We start from the raw sequence: 22,893 nt of genomic DNA, 5'->3' as shown, positions 1-22,893 counted from the left end.
GAGCGAGCGCGTCTCGCTCCCGCCTCGCGGCATCAGCGCCGCACGATGAAGCCGGTAATTCCCTGCAGCGGTTGCTCCTGAAGCTCAACGCCGGTCACCTTCGCCTCGGCAGGCCCCTGTTCAAGCCAGCCGGCCAATTCGCGCACAGCGTCTTCCTCCCCCTCCAGAAGCACCTCGACCCGGCCATCCGCCAGGTTGCGTACCCAGCCATCCAGCTCCAGGCGGTCGGCCTGTTCCTGGGTCGACTGGCGGTAATAGACACCCTGGACCTTGCCGCTCACGTAGCCGTGCAGACAGATTTTTGCCATGCCCCTAGCCCCCCTTGCGCAATTCTTCGAGGCGGGCGGTGAGGCCGGCGGCAGTTTGCTCACCCATCAGGCGCTCCCGCAGTTTTCCCTGGGCATCGATGATGTAGGTGACAGGCAGAGCCTCGCTCCGAGGCAGGTCGTAACGCTTGGACGGGTCCTCCGCCAGTACGGTGAACTGGATGCCCATTTTCTGCGTGGCCTGGCCAAGCTCGCTGCCTTGCAGCCCGTCGAAATTGACGCCCAGCACTTTCACGCCCTTGTCCTTCTGTTGCTCCGCGAGGGCGTTCAACTCGGGAATTTCCGTACGGCAGGGCGCGCACCACTCGGCCCAGTAATTGATAACGAGCCACTGGCCTTCGAGGCGCTCAACCGTTACCTTCTGCCCATGCTGATCGACGCCCACGTCGTCCGAGCAGCTGGCCAGGAGCAGGCCGGCGCCCATCAGAGCGAACACCCCTATTACAGCCTGGAGTCGCGATCCCATGCATTCGGTCCTCGTGTACGCGGGGTTGATATGACGCTGGATGCCTTGCGCCTGGAAGTGCCGGACATCCTGGAAGAGAACAGCACTCCGCTGGCAAGCGTGCCGACGCTCCTCGCACAAGCGCGCCAACTCCCTCAGGATAGTGCCCTGCAGCAGGTCCTGGCTCATTTGTTCAGGCTCAACCGCAGCGCTCTGACCTTACTCGAAAGGCAGCGCGTGCTGCAAAGTTTCAGCGAGGAGTTCCGCCACTACACCCAGGCTGCTCAGGACCGGGCTGTGCCATCCGGCCTCTTCGTCAAGCTCTGCGACGAACTGGCCTGCGGCTTCAAACGCCTGTTGCTGCAGATTCTCCAGGGTCACCAGCCGTCACGCCCGCACCTGGCCTGGTGCCTATACATGGCCCAGCACTTCCTCGCCCAGACCCAGTTGCGCCACTACCAGCTCTATCAGGAGCCAGGCCCAGGGCTCTGGCGCGACAGCCATTTGCTGTACTGGATCGGCGAGCACCAGCAGTGCCTGGACGAACCGGTCGCCGCCGCCTTCCGCCCCACGCCGGCCAATACTCTGCGGGGGCTTTACCAGCAGATGCTACTGCTTGCCCTGAGCAACCCCTTCCACCTGAGCGAAGGCGAATGCCCGCTTCTCTTCGGCGCCCTGGCGCCGATCGCCGGCCTTGCGCGGCTGCTGCCGTGGGACGAGGACGACGAGAACGGCAGCCCGACCGTCGACCTGACCGAGTCCCAACCCTGTCTGCCGCTGGACCAGCACCCCGATGGCGCCAATACCTACCTGCGCCGCTTTGAATTGGGTGCCCTGCTGATCGCCCTGCATGAGCCCTCGCCCCTGCGCAGCGAGAGCGAGCACGAGCTCCTGGAGAGGGTCCGCCAACACTGGCTGGGACGACAGCAACGCCGCCACCCCCGTACCGAACAGACCGGAAGCTGCCAGCTGGTGGTGGGCCTGAGCTCCATCCATGCTGACCTACTGACGCAACACCCCGGTCGCAGCGGCGCCCAGGTGCTCGATGCCAGCCCGGGCGGCGCCCGCCTGCTCTGCCATGGCAACCTCGCGAACCAGTTACCGGTAGGCCAACTGGTGCTGGTGCAGACCCAGAGCACACCGGTCCTCGCGCTGGTGCGCTGGCGTTACCAGAACACCGAGGGCCTGCACCTCGGCGTGCGCTACCTCAAGGGCCTGCCCCGCCCGGTCTGGCTACGCCGCGCACCCAGCGCCCAGACACACCCCGGCGTCCTGCAAAGCACGCCCGAGCCCGGCAATGGCTGGCATCACGGTCTCTGGCTACCGGGCAAGCAGTTCGTTGAAGGGGAAAATCTCTGGCTGCAACTGGCCAGCGTCCACAATCAGGCCATCGTCCCGCTACCGGCCCCCAACCTCCGCACCTCATTGGTGGCTCGCTATCCCCTGCAGCTTGCCTGAGTGGTCAAACTGCGAGGCGGGTCACGCCAGCCGGCGGCCAAGGCGCACAGTTCGCATGGGATTGGCTGCTTATAATTGAATACCACCGGTACGAACGTACCCTTTCCAGCCTGGATGCCCCATGCAACAGCACGACAGCCTGATCGGCCCGGTTCCTGCCCGCGTCGTCGAAGTCGCCCGCTCCACCCTCACGGCCTTCGACGGTCGGGTGGCGGACTTCAATGTGGCGGCCTGGCTGCACCTGCCCGGCATGACGGATCTGCCCGTGTCACTGATGGTGGTCTACATGGATGGCAGCCAGCGCCGCGAGGTTGCGGTGGATCACGGCAAGCTCAACCCCAAGGGCAAGATCCTGCTGTCGGGCGTCGCCCGCTTGCCGTTCAAGCAAAAGATAGAACAGATGCAGGTGCGCCTGCGCTCCGCCGTTCCGATCAAGGGGCTGCTGGTGGAAGAACTCTTCGTGCAAGCGGTGGAGCTGGCCGAGCAGGCCAGTCGCCAAGTCCGCGCCTGAAACCGGTTTCAGCCAGGTAGAGCGCGATTGCCCTCAAGGGCCGGCCGCTCGGTTTCGTCCTGCTCTTCTTGCAAAGTCAGCGGGGCCAGGGATTCTGGCCAGTGACGGAATTTCAGCCCGGTCACCCGGTTCAATCCCTCCAGCGCCCGTTGCGGTGCGCGCTCGTGCAAGTGAATCAGCTTGTCTTTCGCGGTACCCATCGCTTCCATCCCCTGGCCATCGTTTTGATGGCCTCTTCCTTGTCAGTGCCATAAACATGCCAATCACTGCGGCCTGCTGTTGCATGGACCGCAGCGGAGTTCGCCTGGTTCACTCACCGGCTGACTGACAATTTTCGTCAGTCGTTTCCCGGCTTGAGCCATTGCGCCAGGCTGCCACCGAACAAGGCTTGCTGCTCTTCCTGAAGCAACTCCAGCGCCTTGCGCAGTGGCGGATACCACGCTTCGTCCAGATGCTCGGGCAACTGCCCCAGCCGTGGTAGGGGCCAGGGCATATGGACGAGCAATTGATGGAAACTGTAGCCGCTCAGATCACGGCAGAGCACCCAGGAACCTCCACTGGCGCGGCAGACCAGGTGCTGGCTTTCCAGCAACTCCAGCATTTCCAGCCACTCATCCTCCGGCAGGTGCCAGCCGGCACGCTGCACGTCCAGGTGGCGCACCGGCATGCCGCGCATCTGGCGGTCGTGGAACACCCGCAGGATGCCCAGCAGCACCAGCAGGCGGGGCAGCGCGCGGCGACGCCAGTGCCAGGGCGTGGAAAGGTTGCACACCAGTTCAGCGCCGAACAGCACGATCACCCAGGACAGGTAGATCCACAGCAGAAACAGCGGCACCGTCGCGAAAGCGCCATAAATCAGCTGGTAGCCGGGGAAGAAGCTGACATAGAGGCCGAACAGTGCCTTGGCCGCCTCGAACAACAATGCGGTGAAGACGCCACCTGCCAGGGCATGGCGCACCGGCACCCGGGCGTTGGGCACCGCCGCATAGATCAGGGTGAAGGCCGCGATGCTGGAAAACAGAGGCGTGAAGCTGAGCAGGGTCTTGGCGCCAATCAGCGCATCCAGGCCGGAAATCAGCGATAGCGAGGTAATGTAGGTACTGACGGCGAAACCGGCGCCCAAGAGCAACGGGCCAAGACTGAGGATCGCCCAGTAGAGCAGGAAGCTGGAGACGCCCCGGCGCGGCTGACGCACCCGCCAGATGGTGTTGAAGGCCTTTTCGATGGTCACCAGCATCATGAAGGCGGTCACCACCAGAAGGCCGACACCGACCCATGTCAGGTGCCGCGCCTGCACCGTGAAGCCACGCAGGTACTCCTGCAGGGTTTCCCCGGTGGACGGGACGAAGTTGTGGAAGATGAAGCTCTGGATCTGCTCGCCCGTGCCCTGGAAAGCCGGTATGGCCGAGAGCATGGTGAAGGTCACCGTCATCATCGGCACCACGGCGAACAGGCTGGTGTAGGTCAGGGCCGCAGCGCTGTTGGTGCCACGATCGGCAATGAACCGCTGTAGCAGGAAGCGCCAGAATTCGACGACGTCGGTGAGGCGTTGGCGCATTCCATCTCCTTGATTCTGATCGACCCGGCCCGGCTCAGCAGACCGCAAGCGCGGCGCACGGTTCAGGCGGGCACCACGACGCGGTTAGAATAGCCGCCTCGACCAAGCCCATGCGACCCCCGACATGACTGAACTGACCCTCTACCACAACCCGCGCTGCTCCAAGTCCCGCGGTGCCCTGGAACTGCTGGAAGCCCGCGGCCTGGCCCCCACCATCGTGCGCTACCTGGAAACCCCGCCCAGCACCGCCGAACTGCGGGACCTGCTGGCCAAGCTGGGGCTGACCGCCCGCCAGTTGCTGCGCACCGGTGAAGACGAGTACAAGGCCCTTGGCCTGGACGACGCCAGCCTCTCGGAAGAGCAACTGATCGCCGCCATGACCGCCCACCCCAAGCTGATCGAACGTCCCATCCTGATCGTCGGTGACAAGGCCGTGGTGGGTCGTCCGCCGGAGAAGGTACTGGAGATCCTGCCTTGAGCGCGCCCTACATCCTGGTCCTCTACTACAGCCGCCACGGCGCCACCGCCGAAATGGCCCGGCAGATCGCCCGTGGCGTCGAGCTGACCGGCCTGGAAGCGCGCCTGCGCACCGTGCCGGCGGTGTCGACCGAATGCGAAGCGGTCGCCCCGGACATCCCGGCCGATGGCGCTCTCTACGCCACCCTGGACGACCTGCGCCACTGCGCCGGACTGGTCATGGGCAGCCCCACCCGCTTTGGCAACATGGCCGCGCCCCTGAAGTACTTCCTCGACGGCACCAGCAGCCTCTGGCTCACCGGCGAGCTGGTGGGCAAGCCAGCCGCGGTATTCACCTCCACCGCGAGCCTGCATGGCGGCCAGGAAACCACCCTGCTGTCGATGCTGCTGCCGCTGATGCACCACGGCATGCTGGTCACCGGCCTGCCCTACAGCGAACCGGCACTGCTGGAAACCCGCGGCGGCGGCACGCCCTATGGCGCCAGCCACCACGCTGGCGCCGATGGCAAGCGTCCGCTGGACGAACACGAGATCGCCCTGTGCCGCGCACTGGGCCAACGCCTGGCGCAAACCGCCCAACGCCTGGAGGCCCCGCGTGGCTAAAGAACCCAAGAAACTGCCGGAACTGGACTGGCTGGCGCCGCGCATGTCGGTCAGCCGGGTAGTCAGCCTGGCGAGCTTCATCGCCCTGGCCGTGCTGCTGACGGTAAATACCCTGTTCTTCGCCGACCTCCACGGCGCACGAACCTGGGTCGTCCTGGCCATCCTGCTGGTCCCCCTGGCGCTGCTCGCCCCCGGCATGATCCTCGGCAACGCCCGCGCGCACGCCTGGGCGTGCTTCGTGGTGAACCTCTACTTCATCCAGGGCGTCCTCGCCGCCATCGACCCCGCGCGTAGCCTGTTCGGCTGGCTGGAAGCCGGCCTCAGCCTGCTGCTGTTCTGCGCGGCGCTGCTCTATACGCGCTGGCGCTTCCAGTACAACCGCAAGCTTGCCGGGGAGTGATTCCCGCCCAGCAATGAAAAAGCCCGGACTTCGATCCGGGCTTTTTCATTGGGCGACTGACTGGAAATGCGGGCTACCAGCCGAAAATTTCCTTGAGGAACGGAATGGTCAGCTTGCGCTGAGCCTGGAGCGAGGCCTGATCGAGGATGTCCAGCAGGTCGAACAGCAGGTTCATGCTGCGCGGACCACGGGTGAGGATGAAGCGCCCCACTTCGTCGGTCAGGTGCAGACCACGACGCGACGCACGCAGTTGCAGGGCGCGGAGCTTGTCCTCGTCGGACAGCGCGTGCAGCTGGAACACCAGAGCCAGGGTCAGGCGTGACTTCAGGTCAGGCAGCTTGATCCCCAGTTCGCGAGGCGACTTGCTGGCCGAAAGCAGCAGTTTGCGACCAGCATCGCGCAGGCGGTTGAACAGGTGGAACAGCCCTTCTTCCCACTCCGGGCGCCCTGCCAAGGCATGCAGGTCGTCCAGGCACACCAGCTCGCACTGCTCCAGGTTGTCGAAGACTTCCGGGCCGTAGTGCACCAGTTCGTCCATGGGCAGGTAGATGGCCTGCTCGTCGCGCTGCTCGAAACGCAGGCAAGCGGCCTGGAGCAGGTGGCTGCGTCCCGCACCCTCACCGCCCCAGAGGTAGATCAGGCTCTCGGTCCAGCCGGCATCGGGCTCGCACAGGCGCTCGACATAGCCGAGGGCCGCGGCGTTGGCGCCGGGATAGAAGTTGGCGAAGGTGGCGTCGTCACGCAGACGCACACTCAGGGGAAGCTGAATCGGTGTCATGCCGTACTGGGAGGGTCGTCGGGACCGCTACTCGACTGTCCGTAAAGGTCGGAAAGTTTATAGAAATCATGCGCATGGCGCAGCAAAACCATGATGATCGCTGCCACGGGCAAGGCCAACAGCACGCCGGTGAAGCCAAACAGCTGGCCGCCAGCAAGTATCGCAAAGATCACCGCCACCGGGTGAAGTCCAATGCGATCACCCACCAGGAGCGGGGTGAGCAGCATGCCTTCGAGCAACTGCCCCACACTGAACACAGCTACGACGCCGATCAGCGGATAGAGTTCGAAACCGCCGAACTGAAAGAGTGCAGCAACCAGTGCGGCACCAAAACCGACCACGAAGCCCATATACGGCACGATGCTGGCCAGCCCCGCCAGCAGGCCGATCAGCAAGCCCAGGTCCAGCCCCACCAGCATCAGGCCGACGGCGTAGATCAGCCCCAGCGCCAGCATCACCAGCAACTGGCCACGCAGGAAGGCGCCCAGCACTTCATGGCACTCCCCCACCAGCCCAACCACATAGGATTCGCGGTTGCGCGGCAGCAGGCCACGGAGCTTGGCCACCATCAGGTCCCAGTCACGCAGCAGGTAGAAGCCCACCACGGGAATCAGCAACAGGTTGCCCAACCAGCCCAGCAGCGCCAGGCCGGATGCTGTGACACTCGCCAGCAGGGTGCCGGCGATATCGGTGGTCTGGCCGAGGTGGCCGGTGATCACCGCCTTGAGCCTGTCGACGCGCCAGAAGTCACCGGGCAGGCCAAGCTGCGCCTGGGCCCAGGGCAGCGCGCTTTGCTGCAACCAGTCGAGCATCTGCGGCGCCACTTCGTAGAGGCGGAACAGCTGGCGGCCGAGCATGGGCAGCAGTACCAGCAACAGGGTCAGGAGGATCAGGCCGAACAAACCGAACACCAGCACCACGCCCCAGGTGCGCGACAGGCCCAGCCGCTCCAGGCGGTCCACCAGGGGGTCGCCAAGGTAGGCGAGCAGCATACCCACCAGGAAGGGCGAGAGAACGGGATGCAGCTGATAGATCAGCCACCCCAGAAACAGGAAGCCGCCCAGCCAGAGCCAGCGGCGCGAATCGGTCATGTCAGGCCCTCATCCTTGCGTAGCGATATTTCCGTCCCCAATCCCAGACGTACTGGGTCCCACTGCACAACGTCACCGCCATCACCAGCCAGCTCAGCGGCCAGCGCAGCGACGCCAGAGCCGGCAACAGGCTCAGTTCCAGCAGCAGGCAGAGGACCAGCAGCATCTGCAGCAGCGTAGTCAACTTGCCCAGCCAGCTCGGTGAGAACTCTGCCGGTCCGGCCATCAGGCGAAATAGTCCGGCTCCCAGCAGGATCACCAGGTCGCGCAGGAACACCACAAGCGTCAGCCACAGCGGCAGTACCTGGGTAATGGTCAGGCAGATGAAGCTGGTCACCAGTAAAAGCTTGTCAGCCAGGGGGTCGAACAGCGAGCCGAAGCGGCTGGTCCAGCCAAAACGCCGGGCAAGGAAACCGTCCAGGGCATCGGAGCCTCCTGCAATGGCGAACAGCACCAGCGCCTGGCCATACCGATCGGACAGCAGCAGCCCGGCAATGGGAAAAACCAGTGCCAGGCGCAGCAGAGTCAACAGGTTGGGCAACTGGTGCATGGCATCCCCGTTTCGGGTAGGCCGCCAGTTTACGCCCGCTACCAGCGGAAACGCAGCACGTTGTTGCGCGGCACCACCTGGGGTGCCGGAGCAGCCTGCGGATCAGCGGCAGGAGCCGGCGCGGCCGGAGCCTCGGGCGGCGCCTCCTGGAGCCCGGCCAGGGCCAGTTGCGCGCGCAGCTGTTCGGGGCTGGCGTTGACCTGGTACTCCAGGCGGTCACCCTCGACCTTGAGCAGGCGGGCACCGAAGGGTTCCAGCAGGCGCGACAGCTCGGCATAGCGGGCCAGATTGGCGCCCTGCACTTCCAGCTCCAGGTTCTGTCCGGCGCCGGGTGCCACCACGAAGCGCGTTGCCAGGCGCTGGCTCACTGCAGACATCACGGCATCAGCCAGCGCAGCGTTGTCTGCGCCTTCAGCGGTGCCCTGCTCGCGGCTGTCGCCCAGCCACAGGCGCCATTGCGCCTGCCATTTGCCGTCGGCCTCGCTGGCATCCACCGCCAGCAGGGCGTCAGCGCCGTAGCGCTCGGAAGCCTGGGTCAATGCACCGGGTTGGGCGGAAGTCAGTTGCTCGGGCGTCGCCAGCAACTGCTCATTGAGGTCCGCTATCGGCAGACGCAGCGGCAGGCCGCGGTTCTGTGCCGCCTGACGCAGAGGCGTCGCGGCTTCCTGGCCGTCGCCCACCAGATTGTTGCTGCCCTCACCGGAATGGTTCAGCCACCAGGCCAGGATGGCCGGGCGATTGGGGCTCCACAGCGGGATGCCGGCCTGGCGCAGAGTGCGCTCGGTGGTGATGGGGTCGAAGTCCACCACCAGCACCTGCCCTTCATAGCCGTACTGGCTGATGAGCTGCTGCGGGTCCTTGCGCACCGCTTCCAGAGCCGGGTTCTGGGCGGCCTTGGCGTCCCCGGACAGGCGCAGCACCAGGGTTTCCAGGGCACGCACCAGGGCCTGGCTGCGCTCCTCCGGCTGCTGCGAAGTGACAGGTTCACGAACCTGATAGAGGTTGTTGACCGTTTCGGCCTGGACCGATAGGCCGAACAACGTCAGGCAGAGCAGTACAGCTTGAGCGAGCAGGCGCATGGCGGAATCTCTGTAAGAAAACAGGTGCAGCATAGGCCGCAATCGAAGGGCTATACCTTAATCAGCCGTCTGCCCCGGGGCAACGCGCGTGTTTTCTGGTTCTTTTCACCAGGGCCGACCGCTGCCGATGGCCGCTACCGGGCAAGCCTGATAAAATCGCGCGCCTTCGCAAACCGGCAGCCAGACTTGCCGGTCGATCCTCGAATTTCCCCCTATAGGCCTGGATTTATGAGCAAGCAACCCTCCCTGAGCTACAAGGACGCCGGTGTAGACATCGACGCTGGTGAAGCCCTGGTCGAACGCATCAAAGGCGTGGCCAAGCGCACCGCGCGCCCGGAAGTGATGGGCGGCCTGGGTGGCTTCGGCGCCCTCTGCGAGATCCCGGCCGGCTACAAGCAGCCGGTCCTGGTGTCCGGCACCGACGGCGTCGGCACCAAGCTGCGCCTGGCACTGAACCTGAACAAGCACGACAGCATCGGCCAGGACCTGGTCGCCATGTGCGTGAACGACCTGGTGGTCTGCGGCGCCGAGCCGCTGTTCTTCCTCGACTACTACGCCACCGGCAAGCTCAATGTTGACGTGGCCGCCACTGTGGTCACCGGCATCGGCGCCGGCTGCGAACTGGCCGGCTGCTCCCTGGTGGGCGGCGAGACTGCCGAAATGCCCGGCATGTACGAAGGCGAAGACTACGACCTGGCCGGCTTCTGTGTCGGCGTAGTGGAAAAAGCCGAGATCATCGACGGTTCCAAGGTTCGTACCGGCGACACCCTGATCGCCCTGCCCTCCTCCGGTCCGCACTCCAACGGCTACTCGCTGATCCGCAAGATCATCGAAGTCAGCGGCGTCGATATCGAGCAGGTCCAACTCGACGGCAAGCCCCTGGCCGATCTGCTGATGGCCCCGACCCGCATCTACGTCAAGCCGCTGCTGCAGCTGATCAAGGAAACCGGCGCGGTGAAGGCCATGGCCCACATCACTGGCGGCGGCCTGCTGGACAACATCCCGCGCGTCCTGCCGGACAACGCCCAGGCCGTGATCGATGTCGCCAGCTGGCAGCGTCCGGCGGTCTTCGACTGGCTGCAGGAACAAGGCAACGTCGACGAAACCGAAATGCACCGCGTACTGAACTGCGGCGTGGGCATGGTCATCTGCGTTGCACCGGAGCAGGCCGAAGCCGCGCTCAAGGTCCTGCGCGCCGCCGGCGAGCAGCCCTGGGTCATCGGTGAAATCGCCGCAGCCGCCGAAGGTGCCCAGCGCGTCGTACTGAACAACCTGAAGGGCCACTGATGGCCGCACGCTGTGATGTGGTGGTGCTGATCTCCGGCTCTGGCAGCAACCTGCAGGCGCTGATCGACAGCATCACCGGCGACGACCATCCGGCCCGTATCCGCGCGGTGATTTCCAACCGCGCCGATGCCTTCGGGCTGGAGCGGGCCAGGAAGGCTGGCATCGATACCCGCGTACTGGACCACAAGGCCTACGCCGATCGCGAGGCCTTCGACGCCGCCCTGATCGAAGTCATCGATGCCTACAAACCGCAACTGGTAGTGCTGGCGGGATTCATGCGAATCCTCACGCCCGGCTTCGTGCGCCACTACCAGGGACGCCTGCTGAACATTCATCCCTCGCTGTTGCCGAAGTACAAGGGCCTGCACACCCACCAGCGCGCGCTGGAAGCCGGCGATTCCGAGCATGGCTGCAGCGTGCACTTCGTCACCGAAGAACTCGATGGCGGCCCTCTGGTGGTACAGGCCTTGATCCCGGTAGAGTCGGACGACACGCCGGAAAGCCTGGCACAGCGGGTTCATGTACAGGAACACCGCATTTATCCGCTGGCCATGCGCTGGTTTGCCGAAGGCAGACTGCGTCTGGGCCAGAACGGCGCCGAACTGGATGGACAAGCGTTGCCCCCTTCGGGGCAACAACTGCGTAACTAGGAGATTCGCCAATGCGTCGTGCCTTGTTGTTGCTCCTCGCCCTTTTCACCCTGCCCACTGTCGCGGCTGAGCTGAAACCCTTCGAGGCCAGCTACACCGCCGACTGGAAACAGCTGCCCGTCAGCGGCACTGCCGGTCGCAGCCTCAAACAGCTCGACAATGGCCGTTGGGAACTGGACTTCGAAGCCTCCATGCTGGTGGCCAGCCTGAGCGAAGTGAGCACCTTCCGCGTCGAGAGCAATGCCTTCCTGCCCCTGACCTACCGCTTCAGCCGTAGCGGCCTGGGCAAGAGCAAGCAGGTGGAGTTCGATTTCGACTGGGCCCAGAAGCAGATCATCGGCAATGACCGCGGCAACCAGGTGCGTCTGCCCCTGAACCGCGGCATGCAAGACAAATCCACCTACCAGTTGGTGCTCCAACATGACGTCGCCGACGGCAAGAAGAGCATGAGCTACCAGGTGATCGACGGCGACGAGGTCGAGACCTATGACTTCCGTGTGCTGGGCGAGGAGCGCGTGCGCACCAAGGCCGGCCTGGTGGATGCCATCAAGGTCGAGCGTGTGCGCGATCCCACCCAGAGCAGCCGCAAGACCGTCCTCTGGTTCGCCAAGGACTGGGACTACCTGCTGGTCCGCCTGCACCAGGTGGAGAAGGACGGCAAGGAATACCAGATCATGCTCAAAGAGGGCTCGGTGAACGGCAAGCCTGTGCAAGGCCTGCCGGAGTAACACCTCCCCCCACGAAGAACCGGGCCAAGCGCCCGGTTTTTTGTGCCTGCAGGAAAGCCTGCCGAACCAAGGTGGGGCCCCGGAGAGGCGAAACAGGCTGATACTTGAGAGAAGGCCAAGGCGCGCCGACAACGCCTATGCTGAACATCCGACACGCCGCAGAGGAAACCGCCATGTCCGAGGAATACCTGCCGCTTTCCTGCGACCTCTACGACTACATCGAGATCGCCTGCCTGCATCGCTACCAGTTGCATATCGAACTGGCCGGCGGCGCCCGCCTCGATGCCCGCGCCATGACCACCCTGACGACGCCGGACAAGGAAGAGTTCCTCATCGTGCAGAACGAGGGCGGCCAGGAACGCTTGCGCCTGGACCAGATCACGGCGATCACGCCGCTGACGGAAGGGGCGAGTTTCGGGCGGGTGTTGCTGGGAAATCAGATCTGCTGAGTGCCACGTATTTCACGCGGGATACGGACTGAAACTGTAGGGGCGAATTCATTCGCCATGCAGGACGAAGTCCTGCCATAGGCTGCTACAGGACTCTCAGCGACACCCAAAAGAAAACCGGGCCAAGGCCCGGTTTCTTTACATCACCACATCAGGTCGTCCGGCACCTTGTAGGCCGCGTACGGATCGTCGGCATCCGGCTCTTCCACCTGGGTATTGAGCAACACGACGCGACGAGGATCGCGCTCCTGGATGCGCAGGGCCGCATCACGCGGGATCACCTCGTAGCCGCCACCGTGGCGGACGATAGCAAGGGAGCCGCGGCTCAGCTTGTCGCGCATCATGGCGTTGACGGCCAGGCGCTTGACCTTCTTCTCGTCGACGAAGTTGTAGTAGTCGTCCGTGGTCAGCTTCGGCAGGCGGGAGCTTTCGATCAGTTGCTTGATCTGCGCAGCCCTGGCCTTTTGATCGGCCTTTTCCTGCTGCTGACGGTTCAGCTCCTGGTCGCGGGAGGCCTTCTCGGCCTGGGCCTGCAAGGCTGCCTGACGCAGGCTGTCGTCCTTCTCGACCTGGTTCTTCTTCTCCAGGCGCTGTTGTTTCTGCTGTTGCTTGCCGGCCTGCTTGACCTGCTTTTCGTTCACCAGCCCGGCTTTCAGCAGCTGGTCGCGGAGGGAAAGGCTCATGACGGGGTTCAATCTCTCGAATTAACAGCCAAGGCTGAGTTTTTCCTGTTTCTTGGCTTCGCCCCAGAGGGCATCCAGTTCTTCCAGGGTGCAATCTTCAATGGGACGGCCCGCTTCGCGCAATGCCTGTTCGATAAAGCGGAAGCGCCGCTCGAACTTGCCATTGGCGCTGCGCAACGCAGTTTCCGGATCGACCTTGAGGTGGCGGGCCAGGTTGACCACCACGAACAGCAGGTCACCCACCTCATCGGCGATGGCCTGCGGGTCGTTCTCGCTCATGGCCTCCAGCACCTCGTCCAGCTCCTCGCGCAGCTTGTCGATCACCGGCAACGCCTCGGGCCAGTCGAAGCCCACCTGGGCGGCACGCTTCTGCAGCTTGGCGGCTCGGCTCAAGGCCGGCAGCGCCGTGGGCACGTCGTCCAGCAGGGAAAGCTGCTCAGGCGCGGCTGCCTTTTCGGCACGCTCCTCGGCCTTGATCTCCTCCCAGCGCTGCTTGATCGCGGCTTCTTCCAGGCGGGCCATGTCCGGGGCGCCGTAGAGGTCGCCGTCGGGAAAGACATGGGGATGACGGCGGACCAGCTTGCGGGTGATGGCATCCACCACGCCGGCAAACTCGAAGCGCCCCTCCTCCTTCGCCAACTGGCTGTAATACACCACCTGGAACAACAGGTCGCCGAGCTCACCGGGCAGATGGTCGAAGTCGCCCCGCTCGATGGCGTCGGCCACCTCGTAGGCTTCCTCGATCGTGTGCGGAACGATGCTGGCGTAGTCCTGCTTGAGATCCCAGGGGCAGCCGTACTGCGGGTCGCGCAAGCGGGCCATGAGGTGCAGCAGGTCGTTGAGTTGGTACATGACGGAATCCTGTAGGGATCATCAGTAGGTTGGTGCAGAGCGGAGCGAAGCCCAACATGGGCGTTGGGCCTCGCAGGCTCGGACCAACCTACATCAGGCAGCCCGGTTGCGGCGGGCTTCGATGATATTCGGCAGCTGGGAAATCCTGGCCAACAGGCGACCCAGCGCATCCAGACCAGGGATTTCGATGGTCAGCAACATGGCGGCAGTGTTGTCTTCCTTGTTCGAGCGGGTATTAACCGCCAGCACGTTGATGCGCTCGTTGAGCAGCACCTGGGAGACGTCACGCAGCAGGCCGGAACGGTCGTAGGCACGGATGATGATGTCCACCGGATAGGTCTGCACCGGCACCGGACCCCAGCTGACCTGGATCATCCGCTCCGGCTCGCGGCCGGCCAGTTGCAGCGCCGAAGGGCAGTCCTGGCGGTGGATGCTGACGCCACGGCCGAGGGTGATGTAACCCACGATAGGGTCCCCCGGCAGCGGTTGGCAGCAGCCGGCCATCTGCGTGAGCAGGTTGCCCACGCCCTGGATCTGCACGTCGCCGCGCTTGCCCGGCTTGTAGTGGGAGGCCTTACGCGGGATCAGTTCCAACTGCTCGCTGTGACCGCGCTCCGGCTCCACCAGCGCCTGGGCGCAATTGACCACATGGGCCAGGCGCAGGTCGCCGGCGCCCAGGGCCGCGTGCATGTCTTCGGCAGTGCGCAGGTTGCACTTCTCGGCCAGCTTCTCGAAATCCACCGGCGGCAACGCCAGTCGCGACAGTTCGCGCTCGAGCATGGCCTTACCGGCGGCGACGTTCTGGTCGCGGGCCTGCAGCTTGAACCAGTGGACGATCTTCGCCCGCGCCCGGGAGGTGGTGATGTAGCCCAGGTTCGGGTTGAGCCAGTCGCGGCTGGGCGCGCCCTGCTTGCCGGTGATGATCTCCACCTGCTCGCCGGTCTGCAGCCCGTAGTTCAGCGGCACGATGCGGCCGTTGACCTTGGCGCCCCGGCAGTTGTGGCCGATCTCGGTGTGCACACGGTAGGCAAAATCCAGCGGCGTGGCGCCCTTGGGCAGGTCGATGGCGTGGCCATCGGGGGTGAAGACGTAGACCCGGTCGGGCTCGATATCCACCCGCAACTGCTCGGCCAGGCCGCCGATATCGCCCAGTTCCTCGTGCCATTCGAGCACCTGGCGCAGCCAGGCGATCTTTTCTTCGTAATGGTCGGAGCTCGACTTGACGTCGGTGCCCTTGTAGCGCCAGTGGGCGCAGACCCCGAGTTCGGCTTCCTCGTGCATGGCGTGGGTGCGGATCTGCACCTCCAGCACCTTGCCGTCCGGACCGATCACCGCCGTGTGCAGGGAGCGGTAGCCGTTCTCCTTGGGGTTGGCGATGTAGTCGTCGAATTCCTTGGGAATGTGCCGCCAGAGGGTGTGCACGATACCCAGCGCGGTATAGCAATCGCGCAACTCGGGCACCAGCACCCGTACCGCACGCACGTCGTAGATCTGGCTGAACTGCAGGCCCTTGCGCTGCATCTTCCGCCAGATGGAATAGATGTGCTTGGCGCGGCCACTGATGTCGGCCTTGACGCCGGTTGCTGCCAGTTCCTCGCGCAGCTGCTTCATCACGTCGGCGATGTACTGCTCGCGGTCGAGGCGGCGCTCGTGGAGCAGCTTGGCGATCTGCTTGTACTGGTCCGGCTCCAGGTAGCGGAAGGACAGGTCCTCCAGCTCCCATTTGATATGGCCGATACCGAGGCGGTGGGCGAGCGGCGCGTAGATGTCGAACACCTCGCGGGCAACGCGGTGGCGCTTCTCCTCGTCGGCGTTCTTCACCTCACGGATGGCGCAGGTACGCTCGGCCAGCTTGATCAGGGCGACGCGCACGTCATCGACCATGGCCACCAGCATCTTGCGCAGGTTCTCCACCTGCGCCTGGGTGCCAAGAACCATGGAATGGCGGGGATTGAGACTGGCACTGATGGCGGCCATGCGCAGCACGCCTTCGATCAGCCTGGCCACCACCGCGCCGAAGCGCTGCTGCACGGCTTGCAGCTGGATCTTGCCCTCGCGCACGCCGCGGTAGATCACCGCGGCCACCAGGGATTCCTGATCCAGCTTCAGGTCCGCGAGGATCTCGGCGATCTCGAGGCCCGTCTGGAAACTGGAATTACCCTCGGCCCAGCTGTTCTTCGCAGCGATGGCCTGTTGCTCGGCGTCGCGGGCGAACTCGCATGCCTCTTTGAGTACCGCGCGATCGAGCACCGGGTCGAGGCTGATGACATGGTCCAGCCACGCCTCGAGGTTGATGCTGCCGTCTGTATTGACCGGCTGTTGCGCTCTCACCTGTACCATCTTGCCTACCTTCCCTACGACGTGAACCCCTCACGTCGAATTGTCGCCAGCCTCTGTCGTGCCGGTCGGATTACGCGGGCTTCCTAGCCCGCCTCGAATAACGCCATGGCCTCGACATGGGCCGTCTGAGGAAACATGTCGAGAATCCCGGCCTTCTTCAGCTGGTATCCCTGCTTGACCAGTTCGGCACTGTCACGCGCCAGGGTCGACGGGTTGCAGGATACATAGACCACTCGTTTTGCACCGGTTGCAGCAATCTGCCGAACGGCTTCGAACGCGCCGTCACGCGGCGGATCGAGCAACACGGCATCGAAACCCTGCCGGGCCCAGGGCGCATCGGCCAAGGGGTTCGACAGGTCGGCCTGGAAGAAGTGCACATTATCCAGGCCATTGGCGGCGGCATTGCCGCGCGCCCGTTGCACCATGGCCTCGACACCTTCCACCGCCACCACCTCGCGCACCTGGCGCGCCAGCGGCAGGGCGAAGTTGCCGAGCCCGCAAAACAGATCCAGCACCCGCTCGCCCGGCTGCGGTTTCATCCAGTCTAGCGCCTGCGCCACCATCGCCTCGTTGACCGCCTCATTCACCTGAACGAAGTCGCCGGGGCGATATTCAAGCTCCAGGCTCCACTGCTCCAGGCGAAAGCCGAGGCGCGCGCCCGGCTGATCCGGATGGGGCTCGCCTTCGCCATGCAGCCAGAGCTGAGCCTGGTGCGCTGCGCAGAATTCGCGCAGGCGCTGCAGGTCGGCCTCGCTCAGGGGCTGGGTATGACGCAGCAGCAACGCCGACGCGGTGCCGTGGAACAACTCCACGTGGCCGACTACCTGCGGCTTTTCCATCTCCTTCAGCACGTCAGGCAACGCACGCATCAACGACTGCAAGGGCTGTACCAGCACCAGGCAATCCTTGATCCCCACAATCGCCTGGCTGGAAGCCGCGCGGAAGCCGACGTCCAGCTGACGCGCCTTGACGTCCCAGCGCACAGCGATGCGAGCACGGCGCCGATAACCGAAATCGGTCCCCACAAGTGGGGCCACCCATTCCTGCGGCTGGAGGTCGGCGACGCGCGTCAACTGCTCGGCCAGGGTGCGCTGTTTCAGGGCAAGTTGCTCGACATGGGGCAGGTGCTGCAGGGTGCAGCCACCGCATTGGCCGGCATGGGCGCAGGGCGGCACCAGGCGTATCGGGCTGGCACTCAGCACGCGCTCGGCACGGGCTTCCACCACCTGGCTGCGGGCGGCAAGAACACGGGCCTCCACCTCTTCCTCGGGCAGCGCCCCGGCAACGAACCAGGTGCGTCCTTCGATGAAAGCGATGCCTCGTCCGTCGTTTGCCAGGCGCTCGATGACCAGCCGCTGCTTCTTGCCTACGGGGACTTGTGGGGTCCGCGCTCCGCCGCTGGGCTGGAAGCGCAGGCCGGTGTTACGCCGGGACATGGTGAACGCTCTGAAGAGATCGTGACGAGCGGCCCGAGAGCAAGGCGGACGGAGCGCAGCGACGAGACATATCGTTTGGATAGGCAAGGAGCGAGCACCGCCCAACGCAGCTATCGGGACGCGCAGTAGATATCTTCACAGCCGTTCAGGGTCTTCGTAGATGCCGGTGGATAGATAGCGATCGCCACGGTCGCAGATGATCGCCACCATGACGGCGTTCTCCACTTCGCGGGACAGACGCAGCATGGCTGCGACCGCACCACCGGAGGAAACGCCGCAGAAGATGCCTTCTTCGCGGGCCAGGCGGCGCATGGTTTCCTCAGCTTCGATCTGGGCCATGTCGACCACGCGATCAACGCGCTCGGCCTGGTAGATCTTCGGCAGGTATTCCTGGGGCCAGCGGCGGATGCCGGGAATGGCCGAGCCTTCCTGCGGTTGCAGGCCGACGATCTGGATCGCCGGGTTCTGCTCCTTGAGGTAGCGCGACACACCCATGATGGTGCCGGTGGTGCCCATGGAGCTGACGAAATGGGTGATGGTGCCCTGGGTCTGCTGCCAGATTTCCGGGCCGGTGCCGACGTAGTGGGCTTCGGGGTTGTCGCCGTTGGCGAACTGGTCCAGCACCTTGCCACGGCCACCGCGCTGCAGGCTTTCGGCCAGGTCGCGGGCCCCTTCCATGCCTTCTTCGCGGCTTACCAGAATCAGCTCGGCGCCGTAGGCGGTCATGGCGGCCTTGCGCTCGGCGCTCATGTTGTCCGGCATGATCAGCATCATCTTGTAGCCCTTGATGGCTGCTGCCATGGCCAGGGCGATGCCGGTGTTGCCGGAAGTGGCCTCGATCAGGGTGTCACCGGGCTGGATGTCACCGCGCAGTTCGGCGCGAGTGATCATCGACAGGGCCGGGCGATCCTTGACCGAACCGGCGGGGTTGTTGCCTTCAAGCTTGACCAGGAGGGTGTTGCTGGTTTCGCCAGCCAGGCGCTGCAAACGCACCAGCGGGGTGTGGCCGATGCAATCGGCGATTGTGGGGTACTGCAGAGTCATGGCGGGTTTCGCAATCCAGACGCAGGGGGTGCATATGATAGCGGCAAACCGCGCAACACCATATGGCGCGAGCGTTTCGGCTTATGGCGTGCAGCTATAACGATGTAGCGGAAATGCATTTCCCCGCCACCTGCGCACCAGCCCGCCCTGGGAAGCTCCGAATCCTGCGGATAGGAATGAAGCCACCGCGATTCCGACGAGCCCGCCCGGCCGCTGCCGATGTACAGCGTTAATGGAAATAAATACTATTCGCCTCCACCCCACCCAACCCCGGTAGACCGCCATGCTCCTGCACATTCCCGGAATCTTCACGACGGAAGAGGCAACGCGAATCCGCGAAGCACTGGAGCAGGCCGAATGGGGGGACGGCAAGGCCACCGCCGGCTATCAGTCGGCCAAGACCAAGAACAACCAGCAACTGGCGGAAGGCGACCCACTGGCCCGCGAAATCAGTACCGCCATGCTGCAACGCCTGTGGAACAACCCGCTGTTCATCTCCGCGGTACTGCCGAACAAGGTCTACCCGCCCCTGTTCAACCGCTACAGCGGTGGCGGCGCGTTCGGTTACCACATCGACAATGCCGTGCGTGCCATCAAGGGCAGCCCCGAGCAGGTGCGCACCGATGTCTCCGCCACCCTGTTCTTCAGCGAACCGGAGTCGTACGACGGTGGCGACCTGGTGATCCAGGACACTTACGGCGAACACCGTGTGAAGCTGGCCGCCGGCGACCTGGTGGTCTATCCCGCCAGCAGCCTTCACCAGGTGGAACCGGTCACTCGGGGCGCTCGCCTGGCGTCCTTCTTCTGGATCCAGAGCATGATCCGCGAAGACAGCCAGCGCGCCCTGCTGTTCGACATGGATCAGGCGATCCAGAGCCTGGCCCGTGACGTACCGGACCACCCTGCGCTGGTCCGGCTCACTGGCAACTATCACAACCTGCTGCGACGCTGGGCGGAGGTCTAGGCAGCGCATTTCCTGTACAAGACCCGGACGCGAGTCAGGCCCCCGGCCGAGGCCGCCAGGGCTGCAGGACGTCCATGAGAATCAGATCGAAGTCTTCCTCATGGAGGAGCCCCAGGCCTTCTTCGCCTTGCTGGTGAAGCGCGACGTCAAAACCGCCGTCTTGAAGGTGCTCATGCAGATGGACAGCCAGCAACGGCTCGTCCTCGACGGCAGGGATGCGCACGAGGGCCTGGGAAGTGGCCAGCATGGAAATCACCGGTAAATGAAAAGGATTGTCGAGTACGAACTTCGACAGATCTGCCGGAAGATTCCCATCCAATGAGCCGCTACACTGCGCGGAAAACGCATGGGGAGGACGGGCGTGTACAAGGATCTGGGCATCAAGGGCCGCGTGCTCATGCTGACGCTGCTGCCCACCAGCCTGCTGGCACTGGTACTGGGCGGCTATTTCACCTGGATACAACAGGCCGATATGCAGGCCCAGTTGCTGCAGCGGGGCCAGATGATCGCCGAGCACCTGGCGCCACTCGCCGCCCCCGCCCTGATCCGCGGCGACGCGGTGCTGCTGGAGCGTATCGCCGACCACGCCCTGGACCAGGCCGACGTGCGCGCAGTGAGTTTCATCGGCGCCGACCACAAGCGTCTCGCCCACGCCGGGCCGCGCATGCTCAATGAAAGCCCCGATGGCGAGGGCAACAACCTGGCGCTCAAGAGCAACACCGAAGCCACCCGCTTCCTGCAACCGGTGTTCGAACGCCACCGGGTGCTTTCCGGCGACAAGGCGAAGCTGCCCAATGACGACCTATTGGGCTGGGTGGAACTGGAGATGTCCCACCAGGGCACCTTGTTGCGCGGCTACCGTAGTCTGCTGGCCAGCCTGCTGCTGATCGCCACCGGCCTGGGCGTCACGGCGCTGCTGGCCCTGCGCATGAGTCGGGCGATCAACGATCCGCTGCGGCGCATCAAGCAGGGCGTAGCGCTGCTCAAGGAAGGCCGCCTGGAAACCCGCCTGCCCCCACTGGGCAGCCATGAACTGGACGAGCTGGCCTCGGGCATCAACCGCATGGCCGAAGCCCTGCAGACCGCCCAGGAAGAGTTGCAGCACAACATCGACCAGGCCACCGAGGACGTGCGCCAGAACCTCGAAACCATCGAGATCCAGAACATCGAACTGGACCTGGCGCGCAAGGAGGCCCTGGAGGCCAGCCGCATCAAGTCCGAATTCCTCGCCAACATGAGCCACGAGATCCGCACCCCGCTCAACGGCATCCTCGGCTTCACCAACCTGCTGAAGAAAAGCGACCTCACTACGCGCCAGCAGGACTACCTGAACACCATCGAGAAGTCCGCCGACAGCCTGCTCGGCATCATCAACGAGGTGCTCGACTTCTCGAAGATCGAGGCCGGCAAGCTGGTGCTGGAAAGCATCCCCTTCAATCTCCGCGACCTGATCCAGGACACCCTCACCATCCTCGCCCCGGCCGCCCACGAGAAGCGCCTGGAGCTGGTCAGCCTGGTCTACCGCGATACCCCGCTGCAGCTCATGGGCGACCCGATGCGCCTCAAGCAGGTACTGACCAACCTGGTGAGCAACGCCATCAAGTTCACACGTGAAGGCACCATCGCCGTGCGAGCCATGCTCGAGGACGACAGCGACGACGAACTGGCGCAGCTGCGCATCAGCGTGCAGGACACCGGCATCGGCCTGACCGACGGCGACCTCCGCGCCCTGTTCCAGGCCTTCACCCAGGCCGACAATTCCCTCTCCCGCCAGGCCGGCGGAACCGGCCTTGGGCTGGTGATCTCCAAGCGCCTGATCGAACAGATGGGCGGCGAGATTGGCGTCAGCAGCACGCCGGGAGTCGGCTCGGAATTCTGGATCACCCTCAGCCTGCCGAAATCCCTGGACGAGATCGAAGACAGCGCGCAGCCCTACCTGGAAGGCCGTCGCGTGGCGGTGCTCGAACCCCAGGAGCTGACGCGCCAGGCCCTGCGTCACCAGTTGGAAGACAGTGGCCTGGAAGTGCTCGACTTCCCCAGCATCGGCAACCTGGTGGACGAAGTCGCCGCTCACCGCCTTGGCAATCGCCCCATTGGCCTCGCGGTAATTGGCGCGGATGTCCAGGCGCTCTCGCCGGAGCAGCTCAGCCAACGGGTCTGGGAGCTGGAGCAACTCGGCTGCAAGAGCCTGGTGCTCTGCCCCACCACTGAACAAGCCCTTTACCACCGAGCCCTGCCGGAAGCCCACAGTCAGCTTCAGGCCAAGCCTGCTTGTACGCGCAAACTGCAACAGGCGCTCGGCGGGCTGATCAGCCCACGTCCAATCCGCGTCGATCCGCCGCAAACACAAAGCAGCCGCGCACCGCGCGTGCTCTGCGTCGACGACAACCCGGCGAACCTGCTGCTGGTGCAGACCCTGCTGACCGACATGGGCGCCGAGGTGCGTGCCGTCGACAGTGGCTTCGACGCCATCGAAGCGGTGCAGCGCGAGCGCTTCGACCTGGTGCTGATGGACGTGCAGATGCCCGGCATGGACGGCACCCAGGCCACCGAGGCGATACGCCGCTGGGAGAACGAGCAGCGCATCGACCCGGTTCCCATCGTCGCCCTCACCGCCCACGCCCTGGCGAACGAGAAGCGCGCCCTGCTCCAGGGTGGCATGGACGATTACCTGACCAAGCCCATCGGCGAACGTCAACTGGCCCAGGTGGTCCTCAAGTGGACCGGCCTAAGCCTCGGCGGCCAGCAGATTCAGCGCCAGGGAACGGGACGGGATAGCCGGGACGACAACGGCCTGGAAGTGCTAGACCCCGAAGAAGGGCTGCGCCTGGCAGCCGGCAAGGCTGACCTCGCCGCCGACATGCTGTCGATGCTGCTGGCTTCCCTCGACGCCGACCGCGAAGCCATCCGGTTTGCTGCCCGCAGCGGCGACCGAAGCACCCTGCTGGAACGGGTCCACCGCTTGCACGGCGCCACCCGCTACTGCGGCGTTCCGCAACTGCGCGCCGCCTGCCAGCGCAGTGAAACCCTGCTCAAGCAGAACGACCCGGCCGCCTCGCAGGCCCTCGAAGAACTGGACGCGGCCATCGCCCGCCTGTCCGAAGTGGCGCGGATGGAGGCCTGATCCGGGACAACGTGAAGTGGCCAGACGCCAGCTATGCTGCTGAACAACCAAGGAGAATCC

The 22,893-nt window shown here is 64.6% G+C and carries 25 protein-coding genes; 11 read left to right on the top strand and 14 right to left on the bottom strand.

The features are described from left to right. Positions 1-32: 32 nt before the first annotated feature. Positions 33-308, bottom strand: coding sequence for an acylphosphatase (locus tag E8F06_RS14495; RefSeq protein WP_280368355.1), 276 nt, complete (start codon positions 306-308; stop codon positions 33-35). 4 nt (positions 309-312) lie between these two features. Beyond that, positions 313-792 carry a TlpA disulfide reductase family protein gene (locus tag E8F06_RS14490; protein ID WP_280368353.1) on the bottom strand — a complete coding sequence of 160 codons (480 nt, stop codon included), beginning with the start codon at positions 790-792 and terminating at the stop codon, positions 313-315. A gap of 30 nt (positions 793-822) precedes the next feature. Between E8F06_RS14490 and E8F06_RS14485 the strand changes: the two genes are divergently transcribed. Continuing rightward, positions 823-2,229, top strand: a complete 1,407-nt coding sequence (locus E8F06_RS14485; protein ID WP_280368351.1) for a PilZ domain-containing protein — start codon at positions 823-825, stop codon at positions 2,227-2,229. A 121-nt stretch (positions 2,230-2,350) separates the two neighbouring features. Then, the gene (locus E8F06_RS14480) at positions 2,351-2,740 is read left to right on the top strand and encodes a hypothetical protein (protein WP_280368348.1); all 390 of its coding nucleotides are present in this window, start codon (positions 2,351-2,353) and stop codon (positions 2,738-2,740) included. An 8-nt stretch (positions 2,741-2,748) separates the two neighbouring features. Here E8F06_RS14480 and E8F06_RS14475 read toward each other — a convergent pair whose 3' ends face one another. Further along, on the bottom strand, positions 2,749-2,940 hold the full coding sequence (locus E8F06_RS14475) for a hypothetical protein (RefSeq protein ID WP_280368345.1): 192 nt from the start codon (positions 2,938-2,940) through the stop codon (positions 2,749-2,751). 137 nt (positions 2,941-3,077) lie between these two features. Beyond that, on the bottom strand, positions 3,078-4,298 hold the full coding sequence (locus E8F06_RS14470) for a YihY family inner membrane protein (RefSeq protein WP_280368343.1): 1,221 nt from the start codon (positions 4,296-4,298) through the stop codon (positions 3,078-3,080). Between the two features lie 124 nt (positions 4,299-4,422). Here E8F06_RS14470 and arsC point away from each other — a divergent pair, with 124 nt between their 5' ends. From arsC to E8F06_RS14455, 3 genes are read left to right on the top strand one after another with little or no spacing between them, the layout of a single operon-like run. Beyond that, the gene (arsC, locus tag E8F06_RS14465) at positions 4,423-4,776 is read left to right on the top strand and encodes an arsenate reductase (glutaredoxin) (RefSeq protein ID WP_280368341.1); all 354 of its coding nucleotides are present in this window, start codon (positions 4,423-4,425) and stop codon (positions 4,774-4,776) included. Beyond that, complete coding sequence (gene wrbA / locus E8F06_RS14460; protein ID WP_280368339.1) at positions 4,773-5,378, top strand: NAD(P)H:quinone oxidoreductase; 606 nt, start codon at positions 4,773-4,775, stop codon at positions 5,376-5,378. The genes arsC and wrbA overlap by 4 nt, the downstream gene beginning before the upstream one ends. Next, positions 5,371-5,778 carry a DUF2069 domain-containing protein gene (locus E8F06_RS14455; RefSeq protein ID WP_280368337.1) on the top strand — a complete coding sequence of 136 codons (408 nt, stop codon included), beginning with the start codon at positions 5,371-5,373 and terminating at the stop codon, positions 5,776-5,778. Before wrbA ends, E8F06_RS14455 begins: the two co-directional genes overlap by 8 nt. Positions 5,779-5,851: 73 nt before the next feature. Here the strand turns inward: E8F06_RS14455 and hda are convergent, their stop codons facing one another. From hda to E8F06_RS14435, 4 genes are read right to left on the bottom strand one after another with little or no spacing between them, the layout of a single operon-like run. Beyond that, the gene (hda, locus tag E8F06_RS14450) at positions 5,852-6,556 is read right to left on the bottom strand and encodes a DnaA regulatory inactivator Hda (protein WP_028627573.1); all 705 of its coding nucleotides are present in this window, start codon (positions 6,554-6,556) and stop codon (positions 5,852-5,854) included. Beyond that, positions 6,553-7,647 carry an AI-2E family transporter gene (locus E8F06_RS14445; protein WP_280368335.1) on the bottom strand — a complete coding sequence of 365 codons (1,095 nt, stop codon included), beginning with the start codon at positions 7,645-7,647 and terminating at the stop codon, positions 6,553-6,555. The genes hda and E8F06_RS14445 overlap by 4 nt, the downstream gene beginning before the upstream one ends. A gap of 1 nt (position 7,648) precedes the next feature. Further along, positions 7,649-8,197 carry a CDP-alcohol phosphatidyltransferase family protein gene (locus E8F06_RS14440; RefSeq protein ID WP_280368333.1) on the bottom strand — a complete coding sequence of 183 codons (549 nt, stop codon included), beginning with the start codon at positions 8,195-8,197 and terminating at the stop codon, positions 7,649-7,651. A gap of 38 nt (positions 8,198-8,235) precedes the next feature. Then, the gene (locus E8F06_RS14435; RefSeq protein ID WP_280368331.1) at positions 8,236-9,276 is read right to left on the bottom strand and encodes a DUF2066 domain-containing protein; all 1,041 of its coding nucleotides are present in this window, start codon (positions 9,274-9,276) and stop codon (positions 8,236-8,238) included. Between the two features lie 228 nt (positions 9,277-9,504). On the opposite strand from E8F06_RS14435, the gene purM reads away from it, so the two are divergent. The 4 genes from purM (at position 9,505) to E8F06_RS14415 (ending at position 12,390) form a co-directional block, all read left to right on the top strand. Next, positions 9,505-10,563: a phosphoribosylformylglycinamidine cyclo-ligase gene (gene purM, locus E8F06_RS14430; protein WP_280368330.1), complete on the top strand. Its 1,059-nt coding sequence runs from the start codon at positions 9,505-9,507 to the stop codon at positions 10,561-10,563. Continuing rightward, a complete protein-coding gene (purN, locus tag E8F06_RS14425) occupies positions 10,563-11,213 on the top strand; it encodes a phosphoribosylglycinamide formyltransferase (RefSeq protein ID WP_280368328.1) in 651 nt (216 codons plus the stop codon). The genes purM and purN overlap by 1 nt, the downstream gene beginning before the upstream one ends. Positions 11,214-11,224: 11 nt before the next feature. Next, entirely contained in the window at positions 11,225-11,941 is a 717-nt protein-coding gene (locus tag E8F06_RS14420) for a DUF3108 domain-containing protein (protein ID WP_280368326.1), read from the top strand. 173 nt (positions 11,942-12,114) lie between these two features. After that, positions 12,115-12,390, top strand: a complete 276-nt coding sequence (locus E8F06_RS14415) for a Rho-binding antiterminator (RefSeq protein WP_151138908.1) — start codon at positions 12,115-12,117, stop codon at positions 12,388-12,390. A gap of 143 nt (positions 12,391-12,533) precedes the next feature. Here E8F06_RS14415 and E8F06_RS14410 read toward each other — a convergent pair whose 3' ends face one another. The 5 genes from E8F06_RS14410 to cysM form a co-directional block, all read right to left on the bottom strand. Further along, positions 12,534-13,073, bottom strand: coding sequence for a DUF2058 domain-containing protein (locus E8F06_RS14410; RefSeq protein WP_280368324.1), 540 nt, complete (start codon positions 13,071-13,073; stop codon positions 12,534-12,536). Positions 13,074-13,094: 21 nt separating this feature from the next. After that, entirely contained in the window at positions 13,095-13,925 is an 831-nt protein-coding gene (gene mazG / locus E8F06_RS14405) for a nucleoside triphosphate pyrophosphohydrolase (protein ID WP_280368322.1), read from the bottom strand. 93 nt (positions 13,926-14,018) lie between these two features. Next, positions 14,019-16,265, bottom strand: a complete 2,247-nt coding sequence (gene relA / locus E8F06_RS14400) for a GTP diphosphokinase (protein ID WP_280368321.1) — start codon at positions 16,263-16,265, stop codon at positions 14,019-14,021. 83 nt (positions 16,266-16,348) lie between these two features. Next, entirely contained in the window at positions 16,349-17,701 is a 1,353-nt protein-coding gene (gene rlmD / locus E8F06_RS14395) for a 23S rRNA (uracil(1939)-C(5))-methyltransferase RlmD (protein WP_280368319.1), read from the bottom strand. Between the two features lie 135 nt (positions 17,702-17,836). Continuing rightward, positions 17,837-18,745 carry a cysteine synthase CysM gene (gene cysM / locus E8F06_RS14390; RefSeq protein ID WP_190831169.1) on the bottom strand — a complete coding sequence of 303 codons (909 nt, stop codon included), beginning with the start codon at positions 18,743-18,745 and terminating at the stop codon, positions 17,837-17,839. Between the two features lie 283 nt (positions 18,746-19,028). Between cysM and E8F06_RS14385 the strand changes: the two genes are divergently transcribed. After that, on the top strand, positions 19,029-19,709 hold the full coding sequence (locus E8F06_RS14385; protein ID WP_280368315.1) for a Fe2+-dependent dioxygenase: 681 nt from the start codon (positions 19,029-19,031) through the stop codon (positions 19,707-19,709). A gap of 34 nt (positions 19,710-19,743) precedes the next feature. Here the strand turns inward: E8F06_RS14385 and E8F06_RS14380 are convergent, their stop codons facing one another. After that, positions 19,744-19,956 (bottom strand): response regulator, encoded by a 213-nt coding sequence (locus E8F06_RS14380; RefSeq protein ID WP_280368314.1) that lies wholly within the window; start codon positions 19,954-19,956, stop codon positions 19,744-19,746. 114 nt (positions 19,957-20,070) lie between these two features. On the opposite strand from E8F06_RS14380, the gene E8F06_RS14375 reads away from it, so the two are divergent. After that, the gene (locus E8F06_RS14375; RefSeq protein WP_280368312.1) at positions 20,071-22,833 is read left to right on the top strand and encodes a response regulator; all 2,763 of its coding nucleotides are present in this window, start codon (positions 20,071-20,073) and stop codon (positions 22,831-22,833) included. The last annotated feature ends 60 nt before the right edge of the window (positions 22,834-22,893 follow it).

Origin of the sequence: Pseudomonas sp. BN411, from assembly GCF_029871235.1 — a bacterium.
Classification (GTDB): Bacteria; Pseudomonadota; Gammaproteobacteria; order Pseudomonadales; family Pseudomonadaceae; genus Metapseudomonas.
This window is presented reverse-complemented; position numbering and strand designations above follow the sequence as displayed.

Bases quoted from the DNA above. Each gene is read 5' to 3' on its own strand.
- E8F06_RS14495 (WP_280368355.1), bottom strand. From the start codon at position 308: ATGGCAAAAATCTGTCTGCACGGCTACGTGAGCGGCAAGGTCCAGGGT.
- E8F06_RS14490 (WP_280368353.1), bottom strand. From the start codon at position 792: ATGGGATCGCGACTCCAGGCTGTAATAGGGGTGTTCGCTCTGATGGGC.
- E8F06_RS14485 (WP_280368351.1), top strand. From the start codon at position 823: ATGACGCTGGATGCCTTGCGCCTGGAAGTGCCGGACATCCTGGAAGAG.
- E8F06_RS14480 (WP_280368348.1), top strand. From the start codon at position 2,351: ATGCAACAGCACGACAGCCTGATCGGCCCGGTTCCTGCCCGCGTCGTC.
- E8F06_RS14475 (WP_280368345.1), bottom strand. From the start codon at position 2,940: ATGGGTACCGCGAAAGACAAGCTGATTCACTTGCACGAGCGCGCACCG.
- E8F06_RS14470 (WP_280368343.1), bottom strand. From the start codon at position 4,298: ATGCGCCAACGCCTCACCGACGTCGTCGAATTCTGGCGCTTCCTGCTA.
- arsC (WP_280368341.1), top strand. From the start codon at position 4,423: ATGACTGAACTGACCCTCTACCACAACCCGCGCTGCTCCAAGTCCCGC.
- hda (WP_028627573.1), bottom strand. From the start codon at position 6,556: ATGACACCGATTCAGCTTCCCCTGAGTGTGCGTCTGCGTGACGACGCC.
- E8F06_RS14445 (WP_280368335.1), bottom strand. From the start codon at position 7,647: ATGACCGATTCGCGCCGCTGGCTCTGGCTGGGCGGCTTCCTGTTTCTG.
- E8F06_RS14440 (WP_280368333.1), bottom strand. From the start codon at position 8,197: ATGCACCAGTTGCCCAACCTGTTGACTCTGCTGCGCCTGGCACTGGTT.
- E8F06_RS14435 (WP_280368331.1), bottom strand. From the start codon at position 9,276: ATGCGCCTGCTCGCTCAAGCTGTACTGCTCTGCCTGACGTTGTTCGGC.
- purM (WP_280368330.1), top strand. From the start codon at position 9,505: ATGAGCAAGCAACCCTCCCTGAGCTACAAGGACGCCGGTGTAGACATC.
- purN (WP_280368328.1), top strand. From the start codon at position 10,563: ATGGCCGCACGCTGTGATGTGGTGGTGCTGATCTCCGGCTCTGGCAGC.
- E8F06_RS14420 (WP_280368326.1), top strand. From the start codon at position 11,225: ATGCGTCGTGCCTTGTTGTTGCTCCTCGCCCTTTTCACCCTGCCCACT.
- E8F06_RS14415 (WP_151138908.1), top strand. From the start codon at position 12,115: ATGTCCGAGGAATACCTGCCGCTTTCCTGCGACCTCTACGACTACATC.
- E8F06_RS14410 (WP_280368324.1), bottom strand. From the start codon at position 13,073: ATGAGCCTTTCCCTCCGCGACCAGCTGCTGAAAGCCGGGCTGGTGAAC.
- mazG (WP_280368322.1), bottom strand. From the start codon at position 13,925: ATGTACCAACTCAACGACCTGCTGCACCTCATGGCCCGCTTGCGCGAC.
- relA (WP_280368321.1), bottom strand. From the start codon at position 16,265: ATGGTACAGGTGAGAGCGCAACAGCCGGTCAATACAGACGGCAGCATC.
- rlmD (WP_280368319.1), bottom strand. From the start codon at position 17,701: ATGTCCCGGCGTAACACCGGCCTGCGCTTCCAGCCCAGCGGCGGAGCG.
- cysM (WP_190831169.1), bottom strand. From the start codon at position 18,745: ATGACTCTGCAGTACCCCACAATCGCCGATTGCATCGGCCACACCCCG.
- E8F06_RS14385 (WP_280368315.1), top strand. From the start codon at position 19,029: ATGCTCCTGCACATTCCCGGAATCTTCACGACGGAAGAGGCAACGCGA.
- E8F06_RS14380 (WP_280368314.1), bottom strand. From the start codon at position 19,956: ATGCTGGCCACTTCCCAGGCCCTCGTGCGCATCCCTGCCGTCGAGGAC.